The 12717-nt window shown below is 73.4% G+C and carries 13 protein-coding genes; 8 read left to right on the plus strand and 5 right to left on the minus strand.

The features are described from left to right. Positions 1-4 precede the first annotated feature (4 nt). The 8 genes from FGG90_RS02660 to mutM are packed head-to-tail and all read left to right on the plus strand — an operon-like array spanning position 5 to position 8987. Positions 5-1327: a DUF58 domain-containing protein gene (locus tag FGG90_RS02660; protein WP_237583499.1), complete on the plus strand. Its 1323-nt coding sequence runs from the start codon at positions 5-7 to the stop codon at positions 1325-1327. Further along, positions 1324-3807, plus strand: coding sequence for a transglutaminase TgpA family protein (locus tag FGG90_RS02665; protein ID WP_094130703.1), 2484 nt, complete (start codon positions 1324-1326; stop codon positions 3805-3807). The genes FGG90_RS02660 and FGG90_RS02665 overlap by 4 nt, the downstream gene beginning before the upstream one ends. Further along, on the plus strand, positions 3804-5987 hold the full coding sequence (locus tag FGG90_RS02670) for an ATP-dependent DNA helicase RecG (RefSeq protein ID WP_094130701.1): 2184 nt from the start codon (positions 3804-3806) through the stop codon (positions 5985-5987). The genes FGG90_RS02665 and FGG90_RS02670 overlap by 4 nt, the downstream gene beginning before the upstream one ends. A gap of 26 nt (positions 5988-6013) precedes the next feature. After that, positions 6014-6505: a pantetheine-phosphate adenylyltransferase gene (coaD, locus tag FGG90_RS02675; RefSeq protein WP_094130699.1), complete on the plus strand. Its 492-nt coding sequence runs from the start codon at positions 6014-6016 to the stop codon at positions 6503-6505. Between the two features lie 19 nt (positions 6506-6524). After that, entirely contained in the window at positions 6525-7097 is a 573-nt protein-coding gene (locus FGG90_RS02680) for a YceD family protein (RefSeq protein ID WP_094131515.1), read from the plus strand. Between the two features lie 2 nt (positions 7098-7099). Next, entirely contained in the window at positions 7100-7303 is a 204-nt protein-coding gene (gene rpmF / locus FGG90_RS02685; RefSeq protein ID WP_012038043.1) for a 50S ribosomal protein L32, read from the plus strand. 25 nt (positions 7304-7328) lie between these two features. After that, the gene (gene rnc, locus FGG90_RS02690) at positions 7329-8045 is read left to right on the plus strand and encodes a ribonuclease III (RefSeq protein WP_094130697.1); all 717 of its coding nucleotides are present in this window, start codon (positions 7329-7331) and stop codon (positions 8043-8045) included. 6 nt (positions 8046-8051) lie between these two features. Further along, positions 8052-8987: a bifunctional DNA-formamidopyrimidine glycosylase/DNA-(apurinic or apyrimidinic site) lyase gene (gene mutM, locus FGG90_RS02695; RefSeq protein ID WP_094130695.1), complete on the plus strand. Its 936-nt coding sequence runs from the start codon at positions 8052-8054 to the stop codon at positions 8985-8987. Positions 8988-9059: 72 nt separating this feature from the next. On the opposite strand, the gene FGG90_RS02700 is transcribed toward mutM, so the two are convergent. The 5 genes from FGG90_RS02700 to FGG90_RS02720 form a co-directional block, all read right to left on the minus strand. Further along, positions 9060-9509 (minus strand): SMI1/KNR4 family protein, encoded by a 450-nt coding sequence (locus FGG90_RS02700; protein ID WP_094130694.1) that lies wholly within the window; start codon positions 9507-9509, stop codon positions 9060-9062. Between the two features lie 21 nt (positions 9510-9530). Next, positions 9531-10175, minus strand: a complete 645-nt coding sequence (locus FGG90_RS02705; RefSeq protein ID WP_094130692.1) for a hypothetical protein — start codon at positions 10173-10175, stop codon at positions 9531-9533. Between the two features lie 229 nt (positions 10176-10404). Then, positions 10405-11124 carry a pentapeptide repeat-containing protein gene (locus FGG90_RS02710; protein ID WP_210433070.1) on the minus strand — a complete coding sequence of 240 codons (720 nt, stop codon included), beginning with the start codon at positions 11122-11124 and terminating at the stop codon, positions 10405-10407. Positions 11125-11349: 225 nt separating this feature from the next. Beyond that, positions 11350-11826, minus strand: a complete 477-nt coding sequence (locus tag FGG90_RS02715) for a DUF4870 domain-containing protein (RefSeq protein ID WP_094130688.1) — start codon at positions 11824-11826, stop codon at positions 11350-11352. Positions 11827-12075: 249 nt separating this feature from the next. Further along, a complete protein-coding gene (locus FGG90_RS02720; RefSeq protein ID WP_094130686.1) occupies positions 12076-12717 on the minus strand; it encodes a zinc ribbon domain-containing protein in 642 nt (213 codons plus the stop codon).

A 12717-nucleotide genomic window follows, 5' to 3' on the forward strand; every position in this document is an offset into this window, starting at 1 on the left:
CCCCGTGCGGCCCCTCGCGCGCCTGATGCGCCGGATCGGCATCGACGCCGTCCCGCATCCGACCCTCCGCGGCATCGCCCTGCTCGCCGCGGGCGTCGCCGCGTTCGCGGGCGCGTTCATCGCGGGGCGGCGCGAGTTCGTCTTCATCGGCGTCGCGGTCCTCGCGCTGCCGCTGCTCGCGGCCGCCTGGCTGGTCGTCGCGCGCATCCGGCTGCACGTCGAGCGCTCGTTCTCCTCGGACGTCGTCGAGTCGGGCACCGCGACCACCGTCACCGTCTCCGTGGCGGGCACGGGCCCCTTCCCGACGCCGCCGGCGCAGGTGCTCGACGTCGTGCCCGGCGTCGAGGGGACGACGCCGCCCGCGGCGCTGCCGACCCTCCGCGGGCTGCCGCGCGGATCCCGCCGCGCGGCCGTGCGCCCCGTCCTCCGCTACGACCTCACACCCGAGCGCCGCGGCGTGCACGAGGTCGGGCCGCTCGCGGTCGAGGAGAACGACCCGTTCCGCCTGATGCTGCTGCGCCACGTCGCCGGCGGCACGTCGCGCCTCGTCGTGACCCCGCGCCTCGCCGACCTCGAGGCGGAGCCCGCCGGCCAGGTCGCGTCGGAGGGCGAGTCCGAGCGCGTGCAGCGCCGGGCGGACGGCGGCGAGGACGACCTCGGCACGCGCGAGTACCGCGCGGGCGACCCGCTCCGCCGCGTGCACTGGCGCGCCACCGCCCGCCACGGCGAGCTCATGGTGCGCCAGGAGGAGCAGCGGTCGAGCCCGCGCTCCCTCGTGCTCCTCGACACCCGCGCGGCCGCCTTCCCGCGCCACGCGGACGACGACGGCGAGGGCGACCACGCGTTCGAGCGGGCCGTCGCCTTCGCCGCGAGCATCTGCGTGCACCTCGAGCGGGGCGGATACGCGGTGCAGCTCGTCGAGACCGCGGGCGCGCCCGACGCCCCCGCGCCCGGACGCGCGGCCGACCCCGCCAGCGAGGCCGACCTGCTGCTCCACCTCGCCGAGGTGCTCCCGAGGGATCCCGACCCCGAGCGCGACGCCGTGCAGGAGCTCCTGTCCGACCTCCGCCGCAGCCGCCGCGCCGTGCCCCTGCACGCCGTCCTCGGCCGCCTGGACGAGGTCGAGGCCCGCCGCCTCGCCGGGCTCGGATCCGCCTGCCGGCCGGCCGTCGCCTTCCTCGCCCACCCCGGCCGCGTCGACGGACGGGACGACCGCGAGGCCGTCCGGATCCTGCACGAGTCCGGGTGGACCACGGTCGTCCTCGACGAGGGCACCCGGCCGGCCGACGCCTGGCACGCCGCGCGCTCCGAGGAGATGGCCCGATGACCGACCTCGACTCCGTGGGCCTCGGCGGCCGCGAGCGCTGGACCGTCGAGCCGCGGCCCCTGCCGGGCGAGCGGCGCGGCGGTCGCGGGCCCGCCGGACCCGTCGGGCCCGGGCGCGACGACCGGGCGTCCCGGCCGCGCGGCGCCGCCGCCGCCCGCTGGCCCCTCACCGTCGCGCTCGCGGTCGCGCTCCTGGCCGCGGCGGCGAGCCTCCACCTGCTCATCGAGACCGGACCCTGGTTCCTGCTCTGCGTGGTCGTCGTGGCCGCGGTGCTCGGCTCCGCGGCGCTGCTCCGCGCCGCGGGCGTCCCGCGCCTCCTCGCGTCGGCGGGCGGCCTCGTCGTGCTCGTGCTCCTCATCACGCTCGTCTTCGCGGGCCGCACGGCGATCCTCGGCGTGCTGCCGACGCCCGAGACGGTGCGCACGCTCGTCGCCGTGGGGGAGCAGGCGGGGGAGGAGATCTACCGCCGCTCCGCGCCCGTGCCGCCGCTCGCCTCCATCGTGTTCGTCGCCGTCGCGTCGGTAGGCGCGCTGGCCGTGCTGCTCGACGTGCTCGCCTCGGCCCTCCGCATGCCGGCGGTCACGGGCCTGCCGCTGCTCGTGCTCGTGTCCGTGCCCGGGGCGGTCCTCGTCGGCGAGTTCTCGATCGCGTCCTTCGCGGTCACGGCGCTCGCGTGGTTCGCGGTGCTCGCGGCGGACGCGCGCGACCGGGCACGGGACGGCGCGGGCGCAGCGGCCGTCCGGTCGGGCGGACGCGGATCCGGCGGCGGGAGCCCGGTCGCCGCGCGCGCGACCCTCCTCCCCGCGGGCGGGCTCGCGGCCGGCGCCGTGGTCTTCGCGCTGGTCGCCCCCGCGATCGTCCCCGGCCTCACGAGCGCCACGTTCCCCACGGCGTCCGGAGCGGGCGCCGGCGGATCCCGCGTCGTCAACCCGATCCTCGACCTCGGCGACGACCTGCGCCGCCCCGTCGACGTCGACGCGCTCCGCTACTCCACGGCCTCGACCACGCCCCTCTACTTCAAGGTCACGACGCTGTCCCGCTTCGAGGGCGAGGAGTGGGCGCCGTCGCCCCTCCGGCCGCCGGAGGAGAACACGGTCGACGCGATCGGGCCCGACCTCGGCGCGGGCCGCGACGTGCCGGTCGAGGACGTCGAGGCGCGCGTGCAGGTCGAGGGCTCCTCGAGCGCCTGGCTGCCGGCGCCGTACGCTCCGCGCAGCGTCGCCGGGCTCGAGGGCACGTGGCGCTGGTCGGAGCAGGGCCTCGAGATCCGCTCCTCCGACTCCGACAGCCGCGACCAGAATTACACCGTGCGCTCCGAGCTGCCCCGGCCGTCGCGCGAGCAGCTGGAGGCCGTTCCCGCCGCGACCGCGGGCGACCTCGCGCCGTTCCTGCAGATCCCCGACGGGACGCCGGCCGTCGTCGGCTCCACGACGGCCGACGTCCTCGCCGGCATCGACGACCCCTACGACCAGGCCCTCGCCCTCCAGCGGTTCTTCACGGGGGGCCAGTTCCGCTACTCCGAGGACGCGCCCGTCCAGCAGGGCTACGACGGCAGCGGCGTCGACGTCGTCGGCGAGTTCCTGCGGGTGCGCGCCGGGTACTGCGTGCACTTCGCCTCGGCCATGGCGATCATGGCGCGCGAGGCGGGCATCCCGTCGCGCGTGGCGGTGGGCTACCTCCCGGGGAACCAGGTCGGACGCGACGGCGACCTCATCACCTACCGCGTCGGCTCGCACGACCTGCACTCCTGGCCGGAGCTGTACTTCGCGGGCATCGGGTGGATCCCCTTCGAGCCGACCCCGGGCCGCGGGCAGGCCGCGCCGTACGCGCAGCCCTCCGCCGCACCGAGCGCCGCGCCCACCCCCTCCGCCGCGCCGACGCCCACGGCCGCCGCCACGCCCACCACGGCCCCCGCCCCCACGTCGTCGGCCGCGCCCGGCACGAGCGGCGCCGGCGCCGCGCGGATCCCGTGGGCCGGCATCGGCGTCGCGGCCCTCGTCCTCCTCGTGCTCGCGCTCCTCGCCGCGCCCGCGCTCCTCCGCCGCGCCCGACGCGCGCGCCGCCTCCGCGCCCTGGCCGCCGGCGACGCGCCGGCCGGCACCGCCTGGCGCGAGGCGGAGGACCGGGCCGTCGACCTCGGCATCCGCGTGCCCGACACCGAGTCGCCGCGCGAGCTCGGCCGTCGTCTCGCGGGCGACGACCCCGCCCTCCGGGATCCGGTCGCGCTGCTCGTCGGCGCGCGCGAGCGGGAGCGGTTCGCCCGGACCGACGCCCCGGTCGACGCGGCGACGGGCGCCGCCCAGGCCGACGCGCTCGTCGCGATCGGGGCGGCCCTCGGCGCCCGCGCGGGCCGGATCGACCGGCTGCTCGCGCTCGTCGCCCCCCGCTCGCTCGTCCGCCGCCGTCCGCGCGGGGAGGACGACGACCGGCGCGGTCCCGGATCCCGGGCGTCGGACGCGCCTCGTACACTCGGGGGATGACCGGATCCGACGCCGCGCTCGCGGGCGTCGTGGGCGGCCGCACCGCCGGCGTCCTGCAGAAGGCCTTCGGCCTGCGCACGGTCGCCGACCTCCTCGAGCACCTGCCGCGCCGCTACGCCCGCCGCGGTGAGCTCACCGCCCTCGCCGAGCTGCCGGTGGACCAGCAGGCCACCATCGTCGCCGAGGTCCGGGAGGTGCGCGAGCGCCCCATGCGCGCGCGTCGCGGCAGCATCCTCGAGGTGCGGATCACCGACGGCCGCGGCTTCCTCACCCTCACCTTCTTCAACCAGGCGTGGCGCGCCAAGGACCTGGTGCCCGGCGTCCGCGGCATCTTCGCGGGCAAGGTCAGCGACTACCGCGGCGCCCTCCAGCTCGCCCATCCCGACTACGAGCTCTTCGACGCGCACGAGGGACCGGAGCTCTCCGGCGGCGAGCCCGACGCGGCCGCGCGCCGCTGGGCCGAGATGCCCATCCCGATCTACCCAGCCACCGCGTCGATGGCGAGCTGGCAGGTCGCGAAGTCCGTGGCGCTCGCGCTCGACGCGGTCGACGACCTCGAGGACCCCGTCCCCGCCGACGTCCGCGCCGAGCGCGGACTCCTCCCGTACCGCGCGGCGCTCGAGGGCGTGCACCGGCCGGAGAAGGACGTCGACTGGAAGCGCGGCCGCGACGCCCTCCGGTTCCAGGAGGCCTTCGTGCTGCAGACCGCGCTGCTGCAGCGGCGGCAGGCGGCGCGCGCCCTGCCCGCCACCCCGCGGATCCCGACCCCGGGCGGCCACCTCGACCGCCTCGACGCGCAGCTTCCCTTCGAGCTCACGGGCGACCAGCGGCTCGTCGGCCAGGAGATCGCCGTCGACATGGCGCGCACCTGGCCCATGAACCGCCTCGTGCAGGGCGAGGTCGGCTCCGGCAAGACCCTCGTGGCGCTCCGGGCGATGCTCGCGGTCGCCGACACCGGCGGCCAGTCCGCGCTGCTCGCGCCCACCGAGGTGCTCGCCAGCCAGCACCTCCGCTCGCTCACGGCGTCGCTCGGCCCGGACCTCGCGGCGGAGCTCATGCCCACCCTCCTCACCGGCCAGCTCTCCACCGCGGAGCGCAAGCGCGCGCTGCTGCGCATCGTGAGCGGACAGGCGCGCATCGTCGTCGGCACGCACGCGCTCCTCGGCGACCGCGTCGAGTTCCTCGACCTCGGCCTCGTCGTGGTCGACGAGCAGCACCGCTTCGGGGTGGACCAGCGCGAGGCGCTCCGACGGAAGGGCGGCACGCCGCCGCACGTCCTCGTGCTCACGGCCACGCCCATCCCGCGCACGGTCGCCATGACGGTGTTCGGCGACCTGGACGTGTCGACCATCGCGGAGCTGCCGAGCGGACGCCAGCCCATCGAGTCCTTCGTCGTCCCGCTGCACGAGCACCCGGGCTGGATCGAGCGGGTGTGGACGCGCACGGCCGAGGAGATCGACAAGGGCCGGCAGGCGTTCGTGGTCTGCCCGGCCATCGACCCGCAGGATCCGGACGCCGAGGACGAGGACGCGGCCGAGGGCGCCGACGACGCGCCCGCCCGCCCGTCGCTCGCCACGGTCACCGAGATCGACGCGCTGCTCGCCGCCCACCCGCGCCTCGGATCCGTCCGCCGCGCCGTGCTGCACGGCCGCATGTCGGGGGAGGAGAAGGACCGCGTCATGCGTGCGTTCTCCGCGGGCGACATCGACCTCATCGTGGCCACCACCGTCATCGAGGTCGGCGTCGACGTGCCCAACGCCTCGACCATGGTGATCCTCGACGCCGACCGCTTCGGCGTCTCGCAGCTGCACCAGCTGCGCGGCCGGGTCGGTCGCGGCGGCGTGCCCGGGCTCTGCCTCATGGTCACGCACGCCGAGCCCGAGACCATCGCCCGCGAGCGGGTGGACGCGGTCGCCGCGACCCTCGACGGCTTCGAGCTCGCCCGCGTCGACCTCGAGCTCCGCCGCGAGGGCAACGTGCTCGGCACGAACCAGTCGGGCGGCCGATCGTCGCTCCGGCTGCTCCGGGTCGCGCAGGACGGCGACCTCATCGAGTCCGCGCGCGAGCACGCCCACGACGTGCTGGAGGCGTCGCCCGCGCTCGAGGGCCACCCCGCGCTCGCCCGCGCGCTGGCCCGCCGGCTCGACGACGAGGAGCGCGCCTTCCTCGACAAGAACTGATCCCGCCCCGGCCCTAGGCTGGCGGGATGCAGCGGATCGCCGTCGTCCCCGGATCGTTCGACCCCGTCACGCTCGGCCACCTCGACGTGATCCGCCGGGCGGCCCGCCTCTACGACGAGCTCGTCGTGCTGGTCGTGCACAATCCCGGCAAGACGCCCATGCTCCCGCTCGAGGAGCGCGTGGCGCTGATCGAACGGGTGATCCGCGACGCCGGCCTCCCCGCGACCGTGCGCGTCGACTCCTGGGGCGCCGGCCTCCTCGTCGACTACTGCCGGCAGGTCGGCGCGACCGTGCTCGTGAAGGGCGTGCGCTCGCAGCTCGACGTGACGTACGAGACGCCCATGGCGCTCGTGAACCGCGACCTGGCCGACGTGGAGACCGTGCTGCTGCTGCCGGATCCCGCGCACGCCCACGTCTCGAGCTCGCTCGTGCGGCAGGTCGAGGCGCTCGGCGGCGACGTGACGCCGTACGTGCCCGCGGCCGTCGCCGAGGCCCTCGCCGTCCGGCGGGATGGCTGACGACCCGTACCATGTACGGGTGTCCCGGTTCCAGAAGACCCCATTCACGGTCAACGTCCACGACATCGTGCACCGCCCCGGCGAGATGCGCGAGCTCGAGCTGACCATCACCCTCCCGGAGCGCATGGGGGAGGGCCTCATCGCCGTCCCCGCGGGCCGCGAGATGCAGGTCGCCGTCCGGCTGGAGTCCCTCCACGACGGCATCCTGGTGACCGGCGACGTCGACACGGTGGCCGACGGGCAGTCGGCGCGCACCCTCGCCGACATGCAGGAGCGTGTCCAGGTCGATTTCGCGGAGATGTTCGCGTATGGTCTTGATGAAGCTTTCGACTACCAGGTCCAGGACGAGCACGTGGACCTGGAGCCGGTCATCCGGGATGCGGTGGTCCTTTCACTGCCGTTCCAGCCCGAAGTGCCGGGCGAGGACCTCGATCTCGATCTGGGTCCCGGCATCAGCCTGGTCCTGGCGGACTCCGACCCGGAGCCCGTGATCGATCAGCGCTGGGCGGCCCTGTCCGGCTTCCGAGCTTCCGAAGACAGCGGTGCGGCGCGTGAAGACGCCGACACCGAAACGCAGAGAGATGAGAGTTAGCCATGGCTGTTCCCAAGAGAAAGATGTCCCGATCCAACACGCGTGCGCGTCGCTCGCAGTGGAAGGCCGAGGCTCCCACGCTCGTCAAGACCATCGAGAACGGCAAGGTCGTCTACTCCATGCCCCACCGCGCGCGCGTGGTCGAGGACGCCGCCGGCACGCCCCTGTACATGGAGTACAAGGGCCGCAAGGTCGCCGACGTCTAGTCGCCGCCCGCACGGTACGTCGGACATGACCGACACCCCGGGATCCCACGTCCACGGCGACCGCGACGCGCTCCGGCGCCTCCTCGCCGTGGACGTGAGCCCCGAGCTCCTCGAGCTCGCGCTCACCCACCGCTCGTACGCGTACGAGCACGGCGGCATCCCGCACAACGAGCGCCTCGAGTTCCTCGGCGACTCCATCCTCGGGCAGGCCGTCACGGTCATGCTCTACCTCGAGAACCCCGACCTCGACGAGGGCGAGCTCGCCAAGCGGCGCGCCAGCCTCGTCTCGAGCGTCGCCCTCGCGGAGGTCGCCACGCGCATCGGGCTCGGCGAGCACCTGCTGCTCGGCCGCGGCGAGGAGCTCACGGGCGGCCGGGCCAAGTCGTCGATCCTCGCGGACACGGTCGAGGCCATCATCGGCGCCTGCTACCTCGACGCCGGGGGAGAGGCTGCGACCGGTCTGGTGCTGCGCCTCATCGCGCCGCTCCTCGAGGACCCCGCGCGCTTCGGCGCCGCCATGGACCCGAAGACCGCGCTCCAGGAGAGCGCCGCGCGCCAGGGCCTCCCCGCGCCCGTCTACGACGTGAGCGACAGCGGTCCCGACCACAGCAAGCGCTTCCACGCCGTCGTGACCGTGGGCTCCGCCGTGCGGACCACGGGCGAGGGATCCAGCAAGAAGCAGGCCGAGATGACGGCCGCGCTCGAGGCGTGGACCCGCCTCGAGGCGCGCACCACGGCCTGACCCGCGGTGCCCGAGCTCCCCGAGGTCGAGGTCGTCCGAGCCGGCCTGGAGCCGGCCGTGACACGCGCCCGCATCACCGGCGTCGAGATCCTCGACCCTCGCTCGCTCAAGCGGCACGATCCGCTGGAGGGCGTCTTCGCCGACCTGCTCGTTGGCCGCGTCATCTCGTCCGCCGTCCGCCGCGGCAAGTTCCTGTGGCTGCCGCTCGAGCCCGACGTCGGTCGCGACGGCACAGGTCCCCGTGCGCTCGTCACGCACCTCGGCATGAGCGGGCAGGTCCTCCTCCGCGAGCCCGGCTCCGACCCGGACGGGCTGCTGCGGATCCGCCTGGGCATCGAGCACCCCGTGCACGGCGAGCTCGTGGTCGCGTTCGTCGACCAGCGGATCTTCGGGTCGATGGCCGTCGACCGCCTCGTCGCGACGCCCGACGGGCACGCGGGCGGTCGCGGATCCGACGGCGCGTTCGTTCCCACCCAGGTCGCCCACATCGCGCGGGATCCGCTCGACCCGGCGTTCGACGACGAGCGGCTGCTCGACCGGCTCGCGCGCCGCCGCACGGGCGTCAAGCGCGCGCTGCTCGACCAGACGCTCGTGAGCGGCATCGGCAACATCTACGCGGACGAGGCGCTCTGGGCCGCCCGGATCCACTACGCGCACCCCACCGACCAGCTCGGTCGCGGACGCGCGCTACGGCTGCTCGCCGAGGTGCGGACGGTGCTCGCGCGGGCGCTGGCCGAGGGCGGCACGAGCTTCGACGCCCAGTACGTGAACGTCAACGGCGCGTCCGGCTACTTCTCGCACTCGCTCAACGCCTACGGGCAGCAGGGCAAGCCGTGCCCGCGCTGCGGCACGCCCATCGTGCGCGAGGCCTTCATGAACCGCGGCTCGCACCTGTGCCCGCACTGCCAGGTGCTGCCGGATCCGGACGCGACTGCCGCCTGATCGGCCCCCGCCCGTCCGCGGCCGCCGGGGCGTGCCGCACGCGAGCCGCGAGGGAGACCATGCGTGTCCGTCCTACCCCTCGCATTCCGCCCTCTGCCTCTCCATGAACTCGGCGAACGACCGGGCGTAGGCGTGATCACCGCCGCCCAGCGCGTCCTCTCGGATCACCGGATGCTCGCCCTGGTCGTAGCGGGCCAGGTCGAAGGCGAACGACTCCTCGAGGCTGGGCACGAAGAAGCACAACCGATCCAGCGGTCTGGCGCCGCTGCTCACGTCGAGCTTCCTCACGTAGACGAGATCCTGGTCGGCATCGTCACGGAACTCCGGCGGCGCGAGCGTCAGCATGTCCTGGCCGGCTATGGAGATGTCCCCGTACTCCGCCGACCACCACCTGCAGGACTCGGGAAGCGGGAAGCCGAGCGCCTCCTCCGCGTCGGCTGTCCATGCGGGATCCACGGGGGGCCCGTGGCGGATCACGGAGGCGGTGGCGGCGATCTCCCGCAGCGCAGCTTCATCGAACACGTGGACTCCTGCACAGGATCGTCATCGACGAGTCCGCATCAGCCGGACGGCGGTCGAGAACGCGAACGTCATCGGTCGCGCCCCGCCCTCACCGAGTTCGAGGTAGACGCCGGCTGCCCCCGCGGGCGAGATGGGCAGAGACGTCGTGAACCCATCGGTGACGAGGACGGGGAAGCGCGCGACAAGATCCTCGATGCGTTCCGCATCGCCCGGGTCGATGCGGTGAACGGGTGCGATCAGCGAGTCCATCTCGATCTGGATGAATCGTGCCCCTGCCTGGACGAGCCGACTCAGGTGGGCTTCGTGGTCGAGCAGCCAGAGGTCGTCTCGCGCCACCCACATGCCGGTGCAGATCCACGGCACTCCGAGTGGCGCCAGCGAGGCGAGTTCGCGCGCCAGCAGGTCGGTCTTCTCCGGGTCGGTGGGAGCCCATTCGAGGTAGTCCGGCGCGAGACGATCGACCAGATCGCGGTCGATGGACAGCGGGTCGACCTCCATCGAGATCTCCGCATCCGTCGACGCTCTGATCTCCGCGTAGGTCGTCGTCGTGATCGCACGCGCCGCGTCAGGGTGCCCCTCGTCGGACAGTCGCACGCTGATGACATCGGCACCGCGCGCCATCCGGGCCTCGCTCGCGGAGCGGATCGGCCCGACCTTCAGCACCATGCCGTGAGCCCCGTGTGGCGTGTCACGCGCCGACTCCCACCTCGAGCGACGACCCGGGTCCCGAACACCAGGCCGCGGACCATCGGATTCCGCCACGGCGGGGAGGACACCGCGCCATCGTCCCACTCGACCGCCGAGGTCCCCGGGGGGCGAGTGGATTCCAAGCGCGTCTCCTCTCCGACGCCCTGCTCCACGGCCGGCGCGATCATCGGTCTCCGCCTCGCCACCTCTACTCCAGATCCCGATCGTACGGATCAAGCGACATCGTCTCGGCATCTCCGGCGAGGAATGCGCGGCGGTACCGGTCGAGGTACCTCTCCTCCGTCGCATTCCACTCAGCCTCGCCGGGCCACTGATCGGGAAGCGAGACGCCGTCTCGCATCACGCGGGTGAGCCGTGCATCTCCGGAATCGAGCGCTGTCCGCTGTGGAGAGCAGCGGTCGAAGACGGTCGCCTCCGAGAACTTCACCCCCACGAACGAGCAGTCGATGAAGGTGGCATGCCGGAAGACCGCTCCTCGGAGATCCGCACCGTCGAATCGGCACCGCTCGGAAGCGGTGTCGGGAGCGGACTCGAGTCGCGGGGCTCGGGCATCGGTGAAGTCGCAGTCGATGACGTGAGGACCCACCGCGACGCGAGTCAGGTCGGCGCCGCGGAAGCTGCTGCGCTTGAACCGGCGAGTGAAGCGCGGCTGACCGGCGAGCTCGACGGCGTCGAACCGACTGTCATGGATCTCCGACTGGAAGCAACTGGTCTTACCGCGAGAGAAGCTGAGGACCACGCGCGTGATGGTGAGGTGGTCGATGGCCAGGCCTTCGGCGCCGACCTCGATCCCCCGCAGATCGGTCAGGCTCGCCGGTGCATCCGGCCACGGAGAGACGAGCTCGTGGGCGTCCCTCACGGGCCGACGTCCCTGGACTGCAAGCTGATGCCGCAGATCGTCGATCATGGTGGATGTCCATCTGCGACGCAGTGCAGTCATCTCAGACCGTTTCACGAATGGACTCCATCACTGGAAAATCGGCTCGTACCGCGCTGAGGCTTCGACTGTCGACGAGCTTCGCTCGTGTCCCCTCACTCGCTCGAGCAGGAGCGTCCCGAGCGTCATGCGCTGGACGACGGTGGTGGCTGCCGGATCGGAGGACAGGACGGACCCGACAGCCACCAGCGACACCTAGTTCTTGATGAGCTCGATCGAGAGCGGGTACTTGTACGGGCGGCCCTGGTTCGCCGCGACGGCGGCCATGATCGCGAAGATGATCGTGACGACCCAGATCGCGAACACGAGCAGCAGCCCGATGCCGATCACCGACAGGACCAATCCGGCGACGTAGGCGATGAGCATCGTCAGGTGGAAGTTCAGTGCGTGTCGCGTGTGCTCCTTGATGAACGGGCCCCGGTCGCGCAGGACGAGATACCCGATGAGGGGGATCAGGAAGCCGAAGAGGACACCGCCGATGTGGATCAGGGTCGCCCAGAGCTTCTCCTCATCGGGGCGCAGCGGCGGTGTCGGATGGCTGCTGCTGTACGGGTCTCCCGAGCCGGGTGTTCCTGCCGCACCGCGATTCTCGGACGCGCCCGGAGGGGGCGTCGGGTGGTGACCTGTGGTGTTGCGGTCATCCTGCGGGGGAGTGGGGGGTGCATCGGTCATTCGCGTGACTCCAATCGTTCTCTTCGTGGTTCCTGGCCGGTGGGTCCTCGTGAGAATCGGCGCAGGCGTGGGTAGGGGGGTAGGGGATCCGGGTGCATCCGGCGACGTGGTGCCGCGGACGGGCTGTCGTCCGGCGTCGGCTGCGTCAGGTGCGATGCGGCGAGTCCGCATCGGGGCGGCCGCGTGCCGAGGCTGGTCGGGTCTGCGCCCCGGGACAGGTCGTCGGCCGGGGTCGCCCGGCCGACCCGCTCACGACACGGCCGCCGTTCCGCACTCCGCGCAGAATCGAGCGCTCTTCGCCAGGTCCGCGCCACAGGAACCGCAGGGACGGGCCATCGCGAGCGAGCCGCCGCACTCGGTGCAGAACTTCCCGCCACGTGCCTGCGCACCGCATGACGGACACGCCGCATGCGCCTGCTGCGCGAGCGACATGGTCCCGACGAGATCGACCGTCTCGAGTCGCTGCTGCATCTGGGTGCGGCGGGCCTCGGCCTGGAGCTGAGCCAGCTGTTCCACGATCACGGGCGAGCAACGGGCGCACTGCCCGACATCGGTGTTCCAGCAGCCGTCGCCGCAGACCCAGTCGCCGCATCCTCGGCACTGGTGGAAGCGGGGCGCGATCTCGGCGGTCGCCGTCTGCAGGGCCTGGTCCTTGGCGGGGGAGTTCGTCCCGCGGTCGAGGAGCCGGTCGGCCATGTACCCGACCTGGGCGATGGGGCCGCCGATGAGTCCGCTCAAGCCACGGGCGAGCTTCTGCCCCGTCGCACGCGGGTCGCGGCGGAACGCGGATCGGAAGCCGTTGCCGCAGCGCTCGCAACGGAACTCGAATTGGCATCCGTCCTGGTTGGACAGGTCGGTCACTTTGTCGGTGAACGGGATGTGCGTGGTCAT

It is taken from the genome of Clavibacter michiganensis subsp. tessellarius (assembly GCF_021922985.1).
Classification (GTDB): Bacteria; Actinomycetota; Actinomycetes; order Actinomycetales; family Microbacteriaceae; genus Clavibacter; species Clavibacter tessellarius.